Source organism: Agrococcus sp. Ld7 (assembly GCF_045064095.1).
GTDB lineage: Bacteria > Actinomycetota > Actinomycetes > Actinomycetales > Microbacteriaceae > Agrococcus.
The window spans coordinates 1-15,041 of the sequence record NZ_JBISGY010000009.1 but is presented as its reverse complement, the minus strand read 5'-3'; the positions used below and the strand labels follow the sequence as shown (position 1 = coordinate 15,041).

16 protein-coding genes are annotated in these 15,041 nt (G+C 70.5%); 9 read left to right on the top strand and 7 right to left on the bottom strand.

What is annotated here, in order from left to right:
* Nucleotides 1–54: 54 nt before the first annotated feature.
* Nucleotides 55–1,008, top strand: coding sequence for a LysR substrate-binding domain-containing protein (locus tag ACJJVL_RS02275; protein ID WP_405216573.1), 954 nt, complete (start codon nt 55–57; stop codon nt 1,006–1,008).
* A gap of 497 nt (nt 1,009–1,505) precedes the next feature.
* Nucleotides 1,506–1,640, top strand: a complete 135-nt coding sequence (locus tag ACJJVL_RS02270; protein WP_405216571.1) for a hypothetical protein — start codon at nt 1,506–1,508, stop codon at nt 1,638–1,640.
* A 130-nt stretch (nt 1,641–1,770) separates the two neighbouring features.
* Here ACJJVL_RS02270 and ACJJVL_RS02265 read toward each other — a convergent pair whose 3' ends face one another.
* Together ACJJVL_RS02265 and ACJJVL_RS02260 are read right to left on the bottom strand one after the other, a co-directional pair.
* Nucleotides 1,771–2,343: a DUF7010 family protein gene (locus ACJJVL_RS02265; RefSeq protein WP_405216569.1), complete on the bottom strand. Its 573-nt coding sequence runs from the start codon at nt 2,341–2,343 to the stop codon at nt 1,771–1,773.
* A gap of 211 nt (nt 2,344–2,554) precedes the next feature.
* A complete protein-coding gene (locus ACJJVL_RS02260; RefSeq protein WP_405216567.1) occupies nt 2,555–3,094 on the bottom strand; it encodes a MarR family winged helix-turn-helix transcriptional regulator in 540 nt (179 codons plus the stop codon).
* A gap of 97 nt (nt 3,095–3,191) precedes the next feature.
* Here ACJJVL_RS02260 and ACJJVL_RS02255 point away from each other — a divergent pair, with 97 nt between their 5' ends.
* Complete coding sequence (locus ACJJVL_RS02255; RefSeq protein ID WP_405216565.1) at nt 3,192–3,461, top strand: hypothetical protein; 270 nt, start codon at nt 3,192–3,194, stop codon at nt 3,459–3,461.
* 16 nt (nt 3,462–3,477) lie between these two features.
* Here the strand turns inward: ACJJVL_RS02255 and ACJJVL_RS02250 are convergent, their stop codons facing one another.
* Together ACJJVL_RS02250 and ACJJVL_RS02245 are read right to left on the bottom strand one after the other, a co-directional pair.
* Entirely contained in the window at nt 3,478–4,533 is a 1,056-nt protein-coding gene (locus ACJJVL_RS02250) for a trans-sulfuration enzyme family protein (protein ID WP_405216563.1), read from the bottom strand.
* Between the two features lie 53 nt (nt 4,534–4,586).
* Complete coding sequence (locus tag ACJJVL_RS02245) at nt 4,587–5,192, bottom strand: GNAT family N-acetyltransferase (protein ID WP_405216561.1); 606 nt, start codon at nt 5,190–5,192, stop codon at nt 4,587–4,589.
* Between the two features lie 93 nt (nt 5,193–5,285).
* Between ACJJVL_RS02245 and ACJJVL_RS02240 the strand changes: the two genes are divergently transcribed.
* From ACJJVL_RS02240 to ACJJVL_RS02230, 3 genes are read left to right on the top strand one after another with little or no spacing between them, the layout of a single operon-like run.
* The gene (locus tag ACJJVL_RS02240) at nt 5,286–6,395 is read left to right on the top strand and encodes a DNA glycosylase AlkZ-like family protein (RefSeq protein WP_405216559.1); all 1,110 of its coding nucleotides are present in this window, start codon (nt 5,286–5,288) and stop codon (nt 6,393–6,395) included.
* Between the two features lie 37 nt (nt 6,396–6,432).
* Nucleotides 6,433–7,350 carry a diacylglycerol/lipid kinase family protein gene (locus ACJJVL_RS02235; RefSeq protein ID WP_405216557.1) on the top strand — a complete coding sequence of 306 codons (918 nt, stop codon included), beginning with the start codon at nt 6,433–6,435 and terminating at the stop codon, nt 7,348–7,350.
* Complete coding sequence (locus ACJJVL_RS02230; RefSeq protein WP_405216555.1) at nt 7,347–8,402, top strand: phosphatase domain-containing protein; 1,056 nt, start codon at nt 7,347–7,349, stop codon at nt 8,400–8,402. The genes ACJJVL_RS02235 and ACJJVL_RS02230 overlap by 4 nt, the downstream gene beginning before the upstream one ends.
* Before the next feature lie 13 nt (nt 8,403–8,415).
* On the opposite strand, the gene ACJJVL_RS02225 is transcribed toward ACJJVL_RS02230, so the two are convergent.
* From ACJJVL_RS02225 to ACJJVL_RS02215, 3 genes are read right to left on the bottom strand one after another with little or no spacing between them, the layout of a single operon-like run.
* Nucleotides 8,416–9,444, bottom strand: coding sequence for an NUDIX domain-containing protein (locus tag ACJJVL_RS02225; RefSeq protein ID WP_405216553.1), 1,029 nt, complete (start codon nt 9,442–9,444; stop codon nt 8,416–8,418).
* Nucleotides 9,445–9,450: 6 nt separating this feature from the next.
* On the bottom strand, nt 9,451–11,457 hold the full coding sequence (locus tag ACJJVL_RS02220; protein WP_405216551.1) for a prolyl oligopeptidase family serine peptidase: 2,007 nt from the start codon (nt 11,455–11,457) through the stop codon (nt 9,451–9,453).
* On the bottom strand, nt 11,457–12,248 hold the full coding sequence (locus tag ACJJVL_RS02215; RefSeq protein ID WP_405216549.1) for an SDR family oxidoreductase: 792 nt from the start codon (nt 12,246–12,248) through the stop codon (nt 11,457–11,459). Before ACJJVL_RS02215 ends, ACJJVL_RS02220 begins: the two co-directional genes overlap by 1 nt.
* 97 nt (nt 12,249–12,345) lie before the next feature.
* Between ACJJVL_RS02215 and ACJJVL_RS02210 the strand changes: the two genes are divergently transcribed.
* The 3 genes from ACJJVL_RS02210 to ACJJVL_RS02200 are packed head-to-tail and all read left to right on the top strand — an operon-like array spanning nt 12,346 to nt 14,847.
* Complete coding sequence (locus ACJJVL_RS02210; RefSeq protein ID WP_405216547.1) at nt 12,346–12,804, top strand: NfeD family protein; 459 nt, start codon at nt 12,346–12,348, stop codon at nt 12,802–12,804.
* A 16-nt stretch (nt 12,805–12,820) separates the two neighbouring features.
* Nucleotides 12,821–14,095 (top strand): SPFH domain-containing protein, encoded by a 1,275-nt coding sequence (locus ACJJVL_RS02205; protein ID WP_405216545.1) that lies wholly within the window; start codon nt 12,821–12,823, stop codon nt 14,093–14,095.
* Between the two features lie 2 nt (nt 14,096–14,097).
* Nucleotides 14,098–14,847 (top strand): glycerophosphodiester phosphodiesterase family protein, encoded by a 750-nt coding sequence (locus tag ACJJVL_RS02200; protein ID WP_405216543.1) that lies wholly within the window; start codon nt 14,098–14,100, stop codon nt 14,845–14,847.
* The last annotated feature ends 194 nt before the right edge of the window (nt 14,848–15,041 follow it).

Below are 15,041 nucleotides of genomic sequence, written 5' to 3'. Positions count from 1 at the left end.
GCCGCGAGCGATACGTCCAATGCATATTTACCGCGCTACCGATAGCGTATTGACATGGCAATGAAGCTTGAGCACCTGCGCGCGTTTGACGCGATCGCCCGCGCCGGCACCTTCACTCGCGCGGCGGAGCAGCTGTTCATCGCGCAGCCATCCCTCAGTCGCCAGGTGGCGGCATTGGAGGCGGAACTCGGCACCCCGTTGTTCCGCCGCGGCGCCGCGGGCGCGGCGCTGACCGCCGCGGGCGAGCTCCTGCTGCCCATCGCGCGCAGGATGTTCGCAGAGGAGCGCGTGGCGCACGAGCAGCTCGATGAGCTCGCGGGCCTGCGGCGGGGGAGCGTGCGCCTGGGCGCGCCACCCACACTGTGCGTCTCGCTCGTCGCCGACGTGTTGGCTGCGTTCCGTGGCGCGCACCCGGGCGTCGACCTGCACATCACCGAAGGCGGGTCCGGGCTGCTGATGGAGGCGCTGCAGGAGGGCGCGCTCGACCTGGCGCTCGTCGTCACCCGCGACGCGCGTCCGGTGCCCGCAGCCATCGAGGTCGTGCCGCTGCTGTCGGAGGAACTCGTGGTGGTGTCGGGGGAGGGGCATCACCTGCAGCACGAGGTCAGCCTCGCGGAGCTCGCGCGGGTGCCGCAGGTGGCCTTCAACCGCGGCTACGATCTGCGCGTCGCGACCGATGCGGCGTTCGCGGCGGCTGGGCTGACGCCGGCGATCGCGGTGGAGGGGGCTGAGATGGATGCGGTCCTGCGCTTCGTCGAGCGCGGGATCGGTGTGGCGGTGGTGCCGGCGATGGTGGTCGTCGACCGCCCAGGATTGCGCAGCGCTCGGCTGGTGCGGCCGAGCCTGTGCCGCACGGTCAACCTCGCGCGCCGGGCCGACGTCCAGCCGTCGGCGGCGAGCACCGCGATGCAGCACTTCGTGTTCACGACCGTTGAGCGGCTCGCAGCGGCCGACACGGAGCTCTCGCGACGGGTGACCGCAGCGTCGGCTCTCGCGCCCGGCTCATGAGGCGTCAGGGAATGATCAGCTCGAGCGATCCGACTGCTCTGTCACATCGGAACCCGCAGGCTCACCTCCGACAGGCGGGATGTCGATGAGCGCCGGAGGGCCGGCTGGGTCGATGGCTCCACCCTCACCGATCCACTGCGCGATGCGTTCGGCGTATTCACGAGAGACCGGCCGCTGCTCGCGCGCCGTTGCACGCGTCTCTTGCGCAGAATTGCACACCCGGACCTCCTTCCCTGGAATGGTGCGCATCTCTCGCACTTGGCGACGAAGCATGCGATTCCGCGAATTGATCAATCCCTTCGTGCATATGCGGACACGATCCTCCTGGTACCCCCAGCGTAGCCGTTCTCGCACAGGAATGCGCTTGCAATGCCCTTCGATCTGCGTTCCAGCCAGGGCGGGAAGCGGAGTCATTGTCGATACAGAATTCTAGCTCGAGCCGGTTCGGCAGAAATCCGCTATGGTCGCTGTGACTGCGCCAGCTGAAGAAGGGAAGCGTGGGAGCAATGCGAGAAAAGGCAGCTCGGGGAGACAAGTCCAAGAAATTGCCGAAGCAGACGCTGAAGGAAAAGCGTGAAGCCAAGCGCGAGAAGACCGAGACGGCATTTCTGAAGCCGCGCAAGGGTCACTGAAGTCAGCGTGGCCGGGTCGTGCGCCGCGAGCCTCGGTGGCACGACCCGGGGCCTGGCGCGTTGCTTGCTTGCGCGGCGGGTGTCGACAGCGTCTGGACGCTGGCCCGGCCGGCCGCGCGATGTGGCCGTACTAGGCGCCCCGCGCCGGTTCGTCATCGGCTGCGCGAAGGTACAGCGCCAGCGTGCGCCCACTGTCGCGCCAGACGAAGCATGCCGCGACCAAGGAGATCACCCCGCCGGCGAGCATCTGCAAGGGGTAGGACCCATCCCACAGCACACCGAACAGGAACAGTGAGCCGAGGATCGCCTTGCCGAGACCGGCCAAGAAGTAGGTGTAGTCCAGGTGAAGCCACATCAGGATCAGCAGATGGGCCCCGTCTGCGACGAGGAAGACACCGGGGAGCGCTTCAGGGTGATCGCCGCGGAGGTAGAACATCGTGGGAAGTGCTGCGAGCTCCGTGATCGTTGCGAACCCGACTAGGGACGCGTATCCCGGATGGCCCCCGAGTCTCGCACCCTGCAGCCTGGCGATGAGCAGACCGAGGACCGGGACGGCGAGCCCGGCGTAGAGCATCCACTCGACCCGCATGGCTGGGAGCGTGAGCGAGACTAGAGCGCCGATGAGCCAGAACGCTGCGCCAGCGAACAGGAAGGCGCTCCCACCCTTGCTGTCAGCCGTGAACCGCAGGCGGGCGTCTTCCACGCCGAGCTCTTCTTTCGTGGACGCCTTCGGGATGAATGGGATCCTCACATCGGCCGCCGTTGTGCGAAGACTCAACGCTAGCCGTCTGTGCCCGGTGCGCGCGGTCGAGGAGCGGTTCGCCGAGTACTCCGACATAATGTGCATTATCGGCGATATAGAAGCGTCAGGAAGGGACTGCGTTGCCTGTGGCGGCGATGCCTCGTCAGCCTCGTCAGTGCAGCGGTGCCGGTGATCCCTCAGCCGCGGTGTGCACGTCGATCTGCTCGATGGCGGACGACATCGCACCGAGGAAGCTCGCGACGGCTCGACGCCCGTCGTCGTCCATGCCGTCGATGACGTCGATCATCCTGCGATGCATCGATCCGAGCGTCGCTCGCACCTCGTCATCCGTCTCCACGGTCGGCACGACGATCGTGGCGCGGCGGTCATCCGGATGCGGCTCTCGGCGCACGTGGCCGCTCTTCACCAACCGGTCGACCAGCGCCGTCACGGATGGCGATGCGAGCTGGAGCGCGGCCGCGAGATCGCGCTGACGGAGCACCTCACCGCTGCGCTGCGCCTGCAGCAGCCGCCGCAGCGCCAGCAGATCGGTCTCGCCCATCCCCATGGACGAGCGCGTGCGCTTGCGCATCGCCGATTCCGCGGCACGGTACCGCCGCAGCAGGTTCAGCACCTCGACGCTGGATGGCACCTCGTGCTCGGGATACCAGTAGCCCGAGCTCAGAGCCTCGCCCTCGGCCGAAGCGTGCATCGCGACCCCTTCCAGCGTCCGTCATCAGCAGCGGTGTCACCCTACCGTTCGATCGTGATACATTTCGATCGTCGAACTAACGAACACAGGAGCTCGCATGTCGCAGACGCTGATCACCGAGGCTCCATCCTTGGCAGTCGAGACTCCGTCGAGCGTGACGTGGACGTCACCGAGCGCCGATCTGTGGGTGGCGTCGAGCCTCGATGCGCAGGGTGTGCGCTTCCTCGGCTTCGTGGAGCAGAGCCTCGACGGCTTCGTCGCCGTCGGCGGCGAGGGCGCAGGCCTCGGCAGGCACGAGACGCTCGCCGACGCGAAGACCGCGGTGCAGGCGGAGTGCCCGGAGGCGTCTCCGGTGATCGCCCGCTGAACCGTGCCCTGCTGGCTCAGGCCAGCGCAGCGAGCAGGTCGTCGGCGAGGTCGTCGATGTGCTCGATCCCGACCGACAGGCGGATGAGCCCCTCCGGGATGGTCGCAGCCTCGGTGGCCCAGCGGCGCCGGCGCTCGAGCGTCGACTCCACTCCCCCGAGGCTCGTCGCGGGGATCCACAGCCGCACGCGCTGCACCACTTTGTCCGCTGCAGCAGCATCGACGAGCACGATCGCGAGCACCGTGCCGAACCCGGGGTCGCGAACCTCCAGCACTCCCGACGCCGTCGCCAGCCTTCGCGCGAGCGCTCGAGCGTTGGCCTCCGCGCGCCCGAGCCTCACCGAGAGCGTGCGCAGTCCGCGCAGCGTGAGGAACGCCTCCATCGGGCCGGGGATCGCGCCGTGGAGCCCGCGGTGGTGGCGGATGCGCGCCGCGAGCGCTGCCTGATCCGTCACGACGGCACCCAGCACCACGTCGCTGTGCCCGGCGATGAGCTTCGTGGCCGAGTGCACCACGACGTCGGCACCCAGCTCGAGCGGCCGCTGCAGCAGCGGTGACGCGAAGGTGCTGTCGACGACGCTCACGACGCCGGCGGCACGCGCCGCTGCGGTCAACCGCGGCAGGTCGGCGATCTCGAGCGCGGGATTCGTGGGCGATTCGAGCCATACCATCGCCGCGCCCGGCAGCGCCGCCTCCACAGCTGCCGCATCCGCCACGTCGACGCGACGCACCTCGTAGCGGCCGGCGCTCGCGCCGTCGTCGAGCAGCGCGAGCGTGTGCTGGTACGAGTGCCGCGGCACCACGACCGCTCCCCCGACGGGCACCTGCGCGAGCACCGCGCTGACCGCCGCCATGCCGCTCGCGAACGAGATGCATTCGCCGCCCTCGAGCGCTCCCAGCGCTTCCTCGAGCGCCGTCCAGGACGGGTTCCCGTAGCGGGCGTACTCCAGGTCGCCACCGGCCACGAAGGAACTCGCGAACGTCACGGGCTCGTTCAGCGGAGCACCCGGCACGTGCGGCGGACGGCCCGCGGTCACGGTGAGGGTCTCGAGACGGCGCGACGTGTCAGACATGCGCCAAGTGTGGCACTCTCACCGTGCCGCGCCCGCGCGGTGCAGCCGACGAGTCACCGATCCGTCAGCTCGGCGCGCAGCACCTTCCGCCGCTTCGTCGGATGTGCCACCTCGCAAAGGCCCGCGGCCTCGAAGATCGGCACGGTGCCCACGTGCCGCTCCTCGTCGATCGCGGCAGTCGTCGTGATCGGGTATGCCTCCACCGCCCGTGCGCCGCGCTCCTGCGCGAACGCCACCGCCGCTGCGGCCAGTTCGCGACTGATGCCCTGCTTCCTGTGCCCCGCACGCACGAACAGGCACGAGATGGCCCACACCGACGCATCCGCCCGATCCTCGTCCCGGCCCCGCCACGGCACCGCGTACTCGCGCACGAGCCCCTGGTGGTCGCTGCGCGGTGCGACCGCGACCCACCCGACCGGCCGCTCGCCGAGATACGCGACCAGACCGCTGGTGGTCGATGCGTCGATGTCGCCTGCCGAGGTCTGTTCGAGCAGCCGCCGTGCGCGCTCCTCGACCGGCACGTCCGCGAACGTCTCGCCGCGCGCCAATCGGTAGCGCTGGCAGCGGCACCGCTGCCCGTTGCCGCGGGTGCCGAAGATCGCGTCGAGGTCGGCAGGCGTCGCGCAGTTCGCCGGCACCACGCGGAGCTCATCCCCCATGGCAGCATCCTGGCACCCCGCCTGCTGCAGAGGGCAGATGAGATGTGCGCGGCACTCCGCCGGATGCCGAGCGCGACGGCGTACCATCGCCGCATGTCGACCAGCGACGCCCGCACGATCTCGGTCGAAGCCGCTCGGCGCATCGCGGTGCGGGCACAGTGGCTGGATTCGCCGTCGACCGAGCGCGATGCCGGTGACCTGCCTGCGGTCGTCGAGCAGCTCACGCTGCTGCCGCTCAACCCGACCGACATCGTGGCGCGTTCCGCCGAGCAGATCGCGCACACCCGCATCCCGGTGCTCGAGCATCGCGAGGTGCGCGACGCGGTCGAGCGCGAGCTGACGCTCGTCGAGCACCTCGGGCCGCACCGCCACCCCATGGAGGCATGGGCGATCGGACTGCGTGCGACCACCGATCTGCCGTGGCTGACGGCGATCGGCAGGGACACGGAGTCGATCCACGCCTCGTCGCGGGCGTGGCTCGATGCCAATGCGGGATTCCGCGATCGGGTGCTGCGGCAGCTGCAGGAGGATGGCCCGCTCCCCCAGTCGGAGATCGATGACGCGGCAGATATGCCGTTCAGATCGAGCGGCTGGAACACCGATCGCAACGTGGCGATGATGCTCGAGCTGCTCCAGATCCGCGGAGAGGTTGTGGTCGCCGAACGCGTCGGCACCGCGCGGGTCTGGGATCTGGCCGAGCGCGTGCTGCCACCGGTCGAGCCGTCGACGCTCGTCGATGCCTGGCGCACCTGGCGGCAGCGCTGGCTGCGCGCCTGCGGCATCGCTCGAGCGACGCACCTCGGCGAGGTCGGCGAGTCCGTACGCATCGACGGCGTGCGCGGGCTCTGGCGGCTGGATCCCGACGCCAGCGCCGAGGGCTTCGTGGGCCGCGTCGTGCTCCTCTCGCCGCTCGACCGCCTGATCGCCGATCGCACGCGCATGCGGCAGCTGTGGCCGTTCGACTACGCGCTCGAGCAGTACACGCCCGCCGCGAAGCGTCGCTGGGGTGCGTTCGCGCTGCCCATCCTCGACGGCGATGCGCTCGTCGGCAAGGTCGATGCCACGTCAGATCGCGAGTCCGGGGTGCTGCGCGTGCATCGCATCCACTGGGATGTCGAGCCGCGCGCAGGCCTGGCCGATGCGGTCGGGGACGAGGTCGCGAGGCTCGCCGGGTTCCTCTCGCTGCGCGCGGCGATGCCCTGACGCGCTGCTCCGCGAGCACCGCGGCTACGCTGACCTGGTGGCCTCGCTCGTCGTCATCGGCAACCCCACCGCGCGCGGCTTCGAGCGTGCGGTTGACGCCGTGCTCCGCGAAGCGGTCGGTGTCGGCGCCGACGCGCGGGTCATCCCCACCACGGTCGCCGAGACCGGCGGCCCACAGGCCCGCCAGGCGCTCGCGGACGGCGCGGATGCGGTGATCGTCGTGGGCGGCGACGGCACCGTCAGGGACGTGGCGGCCGAGCTCGCGCATGGCGCTGTGCCGCTCGGCATCATGCCGGCCGGCACAGCCAATCTCTTCGCTCGCAACCTCGGGCTGCCGCTGCGCGACCCCCGTGCCGCCGCACGCGCCGCCGTGCGCGGCACGGAGACCTCCGTCGACCTCGGTCGCGTCACCCTCACGCGAGGCGGTGACGGTTCAGAGCCCGAGCGCGTGTTCCTCGTCGTGGCGGGCATCGGCAATGACGCGCTCGCGATCGAGGCGGGATCGCTGCGCGACAAGCGCCGTCTCGGCTGGGCCGGGTACGTCGCGCTGGGTGCGCACCGGCTCACGAGCCCCGGCTTCGCGGTGCGCGGCCGCTTCGACGGCGGTGCCGTGGAGTCGACGCATGCGTGGAGCGTGCTCGTGCACAACGCGGCGCGCATCCCCGCCGGCTTCCAGGTGCTGCCCGGCACGCGGCTCGATGACGGCACGCTGCACATCGCCGTGGTCAGCCCGCGCCGCCTCGCCCACTGGGGTCGCATCGCCGCCGCTGGTGCGGGCATCGCGAGGGCTGAGGGAATCCTCGAGCATCGAACCGCGGAGCGCGTCACGCTCGGCCGGGTCGACGGGCTGCTGCCGGTGCAGATCGACGGTGACGCCGCCGGACGCGTTGCTCGTCTCGACGCGCGCATCGACCGCGCGGCGCTCAGGGTGCGGGTGACAGAATCGCTGACGTGAACCCTCGAGACGCACTGCAGCAGCTGCGGGCGACCCCGCAGGGCGAGCTCGAGGCGGTGCTGCGCCGCATCGACCTCACGGGCACCGTCTCGGCGATCGCAGGAACCGTGCTCACCGGGCTCTGGCATCGCGACGAGCGCAGGCAGCTCGTGCAGCTGCTGTGCATCGATCGCGCCGCGGAGCTCAGCCCCGAGATGCGAGCGGATGTCGTGCACGCGCTGCGACGGCTGCCCCCCAGCGCGGATGTCTCCGCGGGGATCCGATCGATGCTGCTGTCGCTCACCGGCGAGCCGTTCCGCGACATGAAGTACCTGCTGAACGCCACCGGCGACCGGCACGACCTCGAGCACGTGGTCTACGAGCGACTCTCCCCCGCCGACCGGGATGCCGTGCTCGCGCACATCGCGACCGAGGCGGCCGCGGCGCCGTCGAACGACCTGCGCATCCTGTGCGACATCGACGACACGCTGCGGGCGATGCTGCACGAGCGCCGCTACCCGATCGGCACGATCTACCCGGGCGTCGTCGAGCTGCTCAACGCACTGGACGACGGCAGCGCGGCCCATCCGTCGCGACCCGGTGACCTCACCTTCGTGACTGCTCGCCCGGAGGGCCCGAGGGGCCTGGTCGAGCAGTACACGCGCAATGCACTCTCGGGGCTCGGCCTGCCGCCGCACGCGGTGCTGGGTGGCTCGGTCCTCAACATCTTCACGAAGGCTTCCATCAAGGCGCGCAAGCTCCAGAACTTCGAGCGCGAGCGCGCGCTGTTCCCTGAGTGCCGCTTCGTGTTCCTGGGCGACAGCGGGCAGGCCGACGCGCACGTGGGTGCCGAGATGCTGCAGCGCGGCAGTGAGTTCGTCGTCGCCGTGCTGATCCACGAGGTCGTGCCCGTGACGGGACCCGAGCGAGCGAGGCTCGAGCAGGCGGGCATCCAGTTCCACTCCTCGTACGACGAAGCAGCGCGCGTCGCACACCGCTTGGGGCTCATCGACCGTGCCGGACGGGATGCCGTGGTGCGCGCCGTCGACGAGGCCAGCGGGATGATGACCTGACGGCCGCCAGCCGTCAGTCGCCTCGGCGCAGCAGCCGATCGAGCGCCGCGAGCCAGCCGTGCCGCGCGTGCTCGCCGGGGGCCGTGCCCGCCTGGGTGCTCGCGAGCAGGGCATCTGCGGTCGCGCGCGCTCGCTCCCGCACCCACGACGGGTACTGCATCGAGGCGGCATGCTCGGCGAACTCGCCCTCGTCATCGATCCAGGCGAGCCGGCCCGGGTCGCGCACGACGTCCAGGTCGAGGTCGCAGTACTCCAGGTACCAGCCGTCGGCCCGGCGGCTGAGCTCAGGGGGCGTCGCGATGTCGGCGTAGAGGATCTGCTGCCGCCCGTCGAACCAGTGCAGCAGCGCCCAGGTGCCATCGAGCATGGCGAGCGGTCGCCGGGGCACGAGCGTGACCTTGCGCGCATCGCCGACGAACGGCTCGCGGCCGGGTCGGCGGAACGTCGTGGACGCGCCGTCCACCCCCAGCCAGTGCCCGGCGGCGTCGGAACCGAGCGCGATCGCGTCGTACTGCCAGTGCGGACTGCCATCCCATTTCGTTGCGCGCACGCGCACGCACTCACCGGGCAGCGGTTCCTCGCGCGCCAGCAGCGCGAGCGTGCCCGCGACATCCTCGCGATCGAAGGGCGCATCGCTCGCGGCGATCTCTGCCGCCGTCCACCACCGCTCATCCACGATCGCCCGCTGCTCGCCGGGCTCCCGACCGGCGGCATCCGGCGCGAAGCGGGGCGTGCGCCAGACGAACGTGGTCATGTCGAGCCGGTCGTACCGGTGCCCCGGCGGCGTCGCCTGCCGCAGGTGGCGCACGGGCCCGACCAGATCCCCGTCGACCGCGCGCTGCCCCGTCTCCTCCATCAGCTCGCGCAGCGCGGCCGTGCGCTCGGTCTCGCCGGGCTCGATGCCTCCGCCAATCGTCAGCCAGCGCGGCGGCACCGCAGGTGCCGACCATCGGTGCAGCAGCAGCAGCGCCGCACCCTCGTCGTCGACGCAGACGACGCGCGCCGAGCGGCGGATGCGTTCGGGTCGCGCGTCGTCGTCCACGGCTCGCTAGGCGTGGTTCTTCGGCGTGGGCAGGTGCTTCGCCCACCAGGCCAGGATGTGCTCGAAGCGCTCGAGCCGGTGCCGTGGCTGGCCCGCGCGCGTCAGCTCGTGGTCCTCGCCCGGGAACAGCAGCAGCGCCGACTCGACGCCGTGGCGCTGCAGTGCCGCGAAGTAGCGCTGGCCCTGCTCCGGCGGGCAGCGCCAATCCTGCTCGGAGTGCACCACGAGCGTCGGTGTCCGCACGGCGTCGACATGCGCCATCGGCGACTGCGCGCGCACGGCCTCCGCGTCGGTGCCGGTGTACTCGCCGGAGAAGAACCAGCCGATGTCGCTCGTACCGACGAACGACTCCGGGTCGAGGAACCCGCGCTCGACGACCGCTGCTGTGAAGCGATGGTCGTGCGCGATCGTCCACGCCGTGAGGTAGCCGCCGTAGGAGCCGCCCATGATGCCCATGCGCTCGGCGTCGAGCTGCGGATGCGCCGCGAGGCTCGCGTCCAGGAAGTCGAGCACGTCGTGCATGTCGACCGTGCCCATCGCCTGCTTGATCGCCGCGCCGTGCTCGTGGCCGTAGCCCGCCGAGCCGCGCGGGTTGCACTGCACGACCGCGTAGCCGGCGTCGACCGCCACCTGGGCCTCGTCGAACACGCCGACGCCGTACTGCGCGAACGGCCCACCGTGGATGTTCAGCAGCACCGGATGCGGGCCCTCGCCCTCCGGCACCCACACCCAGCCGTGCACGACCGAGCCGTCACGAGTGGTGAACTCGTGCTCCGAGGGTTCGACGATGCCGGCGTCGACCAGCCGCGCGCCGAAGTCGGTCAGCACCGTGAGGCCGCGCTCGTCGAGCACCGCCACCTCGCCCATCGACGTCGGGGTCTGCACGGTCGCGACCGTGACGCCGTCGCCGACGCCGTGCCCGATGACCTCGAAGTCGCCGCCGATGAGCTCCTTGGAGCCGCCACCGGTGACGTGCACGAGGCGGTTGCGCCCTCGGCGACGCTCCTGCACCAGCACGCCGTCGTCCACGACGGTCGCGTGGCTGCCGGGCTCGCCGAGATCCACCGTGTCCTCATCCGTGACATCTTCAGGATGCGCACCCGCGTGCTCGAGCACGAACAGCTGCGTCGACCGCGCGACGAAGTCGCGACCCGACTCCCCCAGCTTGCTCGCGAGCAGCACGTACCCGCCATCCGGCGTGCCGAGCACCTGGCCCACGCTGAGACCGGCGCGCGAGGAGAGCACGATGTGCGGCTCGCCCTCGGCAGCGGTGGCGTCGAACTCGACCACCGCATTGACGAGGTCGTCGTCGCGGGTGTCGTGCCGTGCGGTGATGCACAGCACGCGGTCGCCGTCGGGAGAGAAGGCGGGCGCGACGTGGTCGAAGTCGCCGTGGCTGAGCTGCACCGACTCCGGCGCCATGGGCTCGTCATCGCCCACGGTCTCGTCGTCGTGCGGCTGCGCCGCTCGCGCGTAGCGCGGCTCGGCGTCCAGGTCGGGCAGCACTGCCGAGAACAGGTGCGTGCGGCGGCCGATGAGGCTGCCGATGCCGTTGGCCAGGCTGCGGTTGCCCGTGATGAGGCGCGGCGACTCCTGCGAGGCGGAGACGCCATCGACCGAGCCGTAGCGGCCGCGCTCGACGACCGCCGAGGTGAAGGCGATGCGGTCACCCCGTGGCGACACCGCGAACTCCATGACGCCCCCGGGCTGCGCCGTCGCCTGCACGGGCTCGCCGCCGTCGACGCGCACGGCCCAGACCTGCGGCTTGTCGTGCTCATCGGCGCGCAGGAACAGCGCGGTCGCGCCGTCCGGCGTCAGCTGCGGGCTGCGGTCCGAGGTGCCACCGGTGAGCCGGCGACGCGCGCCGTCCTGCAGATCGACCCTCCAGAGCTGTCCCACGTTCCGGTTGGCGCGCAGGCTCGGGCGCGACGTCGCGACCACCGCGAACGCACCGCTGCGGTGCACGGCCGGGCGAGAGAGCGAGACGAGATGCTCGATGTCCTCCGCGCGCATCAGGCCGAGGCTCCCTCTGCGGCGCCGAAGCCAGCGATGTCGCCGACCAGTCGGGTGTGCTCAGCGGGCACGGGCTCGACGGCAGCGCGCGCGACCTCGAGCGCGAACTCCTCCACGTTGTAGAGCCTGCCGGCGTCCTCGCGGCGGCTCGCGATGGCACCGGGGTTGGCGCGCTCGAGCAGCGTCGCGGTGATGGTGCCCTCGATCATGTCGCCGGAGACGACCACGAACTCGATGCCTCGCTCGGTCATGGCCGGGATGCGCTCGCGCAGGGCGTCCTCCCCCGCGCGCTTCGACAGCGCGACCGCCTCGTACTCGGGCATCGTCGGCGTGGTGCGGATGAAGTGCGCCTGGTGGCTGGTGACGAACACCACGCGCGCGCCGTCGTTGAGCACGGGCAGCGCCGCCTCGAGCAGCGCCACCTGCGCATCGCGATTGAGTCGCATCGCGTAGTCCTCGCCCATGCCGCTCTCCATGCCGCCCGACGCGTTCATCACCAGGATGTCGAGACCGCCGAAGCGTGAGCTCGCCGCCTCGAACATGGCCTGCAGGCTGGCGACATCGGTCAGGTCGGCCTGCACGGCGATGGCGCTGACCCCCTGCTCCTCGGCGGCGGCGACCACCTTCTGCGCACGCGGCGCCTTCGCACGGTAGGCGACCACGACATCCGCACCGGCACGCGCCAGCAGATCGATCGTCGCGGCGCCGATGCCTCGGCTGGAGCCGGTGACGAGCGCGGTGCGCCCGCTGAGCGAGCCCGGCTCGAGGGGGGCAGTGGAGGTGTCTGACACGGTTGCTCCTTCGTTCTCGACGACCCTACTGTGCGCGAGGTGCACGATCCGCGCGAGTCTGTGCTCGGGCACAGCCGCTTCTCCATATGCTGAGGACGTGGATCTCGTCGAATACGCATGGATCGTGTGGCTCGTCGTCGCGCTCGTGTGCTTCATCATCGAGATGGTGACGCTCGAGTTCACGTTCCTGATGATCGGGCTCTCCTCCGTCGTCGGCCTCGTCTCCAGCATCACCGGGCTGCCGTGGTGGGTGCAGGTGCTGGTCGCCGCCGCTGCAGCGCTGATGCTGCTGTTCCTGGTGCGGCCGAAGCTGCTCAACCGTCTGCACGAGTCGGGCGAGGTCAACAAGCAGGGCATCGAAGCACTGCTCGGCATGGATGGAGAGGTGACGCGCTCGTTCCTGCGCGGCGCCGGCGAGGTGACGCTCGCCAACGGCGACGTCTGGACCGCGCGCCTCTCCCCCGTCGTGCAGCCTCGCGACCCCGACGTCGGCGAGCGGATCGTCGTCACATCCATCGAGGGGGCGACGGCCATCGTCGTCCCCGCACAGCGCTAGCGCAAGGAGCTCATTCATGCCGATCGACGGACAATTCATCCTCGGGGCATTCCTGCTCGTCCTCGTGATCCTCGTCGTCCTGTTCGTGCTCGTCACGCTCTTCAGGTCGATCAGGATCATCCGGCAGGGCTTCACCGGCGTGGTCGAGCGACTCGGTCGCTTCCACAAGGTGCTGCAGCCCGGCCTCAACTTCCTCGTGCCGTTCATCGACCGCGTCTCGTACCACGTCGACATGCGCGAGCAGGTGCGCTCATTCCCGCCGCAGCCGGTGATCACCGAGGACAACCTGGTGGTCTCCATCGACACGGTCGTCTACTTCCAGGTCACCGACGCGCGCGCTGCCACCTACGAGATCGCCGACTACCTGTCGGCGGTCGAGCAGCTCACGACCACGACGCTCCGCAATGTGGTCGGTGGCATGAACCTCGAGGAGGCGCTCACCAGCCGCGACACGATCAACGGCCAGCTGCGCAACGTGCTCGACCAGGCGACCGGCAAGTGGGGCCTGCGCGTCGGTCGTGTCGAGCTGAAGGCGATCGATCCGCCCCACTCGATCCAGGACTCGATGGAGAAGCAGATGCGCGCCGAGCGCGACCGCCGCGCCGCGATCCTCACCGCCGAGGGCTCGAAGCAGGCCCAGATCCTCGAGGCGGAGGGTCTGCGCCAGTCGGAGATCCTGCGTGCCGAGGGCCAGGCCAAGGGCCAGGTGCTGCGTGCGAAGGGTGACGCCGAGGCTCAGGTCCTGCTCGCCAAGGGCGAGTCGGAGGCCATCGAGCGCGTGTTCGCCGCCATCCACGAGGGTGACGCGGACAACAAGCTGCTCGCCTACCAGTACCTGCAGACGCTGCCGAAGCTGGCAGAGGGGGACTCGAACAAGCTGTGGATCATTCCGTCGGAGCTCACCGACGCGCTGCAGCAGGTCGGCAAGGGCTTCTTCGAGGGACGTGCCGAGGTGCCGTTCCAAAAGGGTTCCGAGAAGCGCAAGGCCGACGGCGCGGAGCCGTCGATCCTCGACGAGACCTTCCAGGCCGACTCGGTGTCGGACGTGGAGGTTCCGACGATCGCGGAGACGCTGCGGGCGAGCGGCATCGACCCGAAGGACTCGGGCCGCACCGACAACGTCTCCTCATCGACATCGCTCGCCGACGAGACGCCGAGCGCCGCCTACGACGAGGCACTCGAGACCGTGCGGGAGGCCAAGGCCGAGGCGCCGGATGTCGAGATCGATCCGAATCAGGTCGACGTGCCGCCCATCGACGGACGCCCCACGGACGAGGGTCGGCACTCCTAGGCGTGACGACCTATCTGAGCACGGGGCCCCCACGCGCGCTCGCCCACCGCGGGCTCGCCGTGGGGGCACCGGAGAACACGATGATGGCGTTCATCGCGGCCGTGGACGCGGGGGCGACCTTCCTGGAGACCGACGCCCACGCGACGGCCGACGGTGTCGCCGTGCTCGCACACGATCCAGCGCTCGATCGCGTCGCCGGTCGGGATGTCGTCATCGAGGAGACGCTCTGGAAGGACCTCGCCGAGATCGATCTCGGGCAGGACGAGCACGTGCCCGGCCTGCGGGAGGCGCTGCTGGCGCTGCCGGATGCCAGATGGAACATCGATCTGAAGTCGGATGCCGCTGTGGTGCCCGCGGTGCGCGCGGTCGTGGAGGCGAGGGCCGTCGACCGGGTGCTGCTCACCTCTTTCTCGGAGCGCCGTCGGCGCCAAGCGCAGCAGCTGCTGCCGGAGGTCGCGACCGGTGCCTCGCAGCGGATCGTCGTGCAGGCGCTCGCCGCGCAGCGGCTGGGCCTGCACGGTGGGCTCGCGAGGATCCTGGAGCCCGTTGCTGCGCTGCAGGTGCCGCGCAGGGCCAAGGGGGTCGAGATCATCTCGGAGCGCTCGGTCGCTGCGTTCCAGCGCGCGGGCGTGGAGGTGCACGTGTGGACGATCAACGATCCCCGAGAGATGCAGGAGCTGCTCGACCTCGGCGTCGACGGCATCGTCACCGACCGCGTCGACCTCGCGCTGCCGCTGCTGGGCGGGCGCTGAGCGGGTCTCGTGACGCGGCCTGCGGCCGCTCCTCGACCGACGGGCGGCCTGCGGGCGCTGAGCGGGTCTCCTAGGAAAGTGACGTGAGCTATGCGGCTGCTGGTGTGAGGTCGACGTCGTAGCCGAGGCCGCGCAGGCTGCGGAGCGCGCGTCGTTTGATCTGGTCGGGGTTGCGGTGGTCGTAGTAGTCGACG

Excerpts from the sequence above, each read along its gene's own strand:
- ACJJVL_RS02205 (WP_405216545.1), top strand. The coding sequence starts at position 12,821 with ATGCCGATCGACGGACAATTCATCCTCGGGGCATTCCTGCTCGTCCTC.
- ACJJVL_RS02240 (WP_405216559.1), top strand. The coding sequence starts at position 5,286 with ATGTCGACCAGCGACGCCCGCACGATCTCGGTCGAAGCCGCTCGGCGC.
- ACJJVL_RS02275 (WP_405216573.1), top strand. The coding sequence starts at position 55 with ATGGCAATGAAGCTTGAGCACCTGCGCGCGTTTGACGCGATCGCCCGC.
- ACJJVL_RS02245 (WP_405216561.1), bottom strand. The coding sequence starts at position 5,192 with ATGGGGGATGAGCTCCGCGTGGTGCCGGCGAACTGCGCGACGCCTGCC.
- ACJJVL_RS02250 (WP_405216563.1), bottom strand. The coding sequence starts at position 4,533 with ATGTCTGACACGTCGCGCCGTCTCGAGACCCTCACCGTGACCGCGGGC.
- ACJJVL_RS02220 (WP_405216551.1), bottom strand. The coding sequence starts at position 11,457 with ATGCGCGCGGAGGACATCGAGCATCTCGTCTCGCTCTCTCGCCCGGCC.
- ACJJVL_RS02260 (WP_405216567.1), bottom strand. The coding sequence starts at position 3,094 with ATGCACGCTTCGGCCGAGGGCGAGGCTCTGAGCTCGGGCTACTGGTAT.
- ACJJVL_RS02255 (WP_405216565.1), top strand. The coding sequence starts at position 3,192 with ATGTCGCAGACGCTGATCACCGAGGCTCCATCCTTGGCAGTCGAGACT.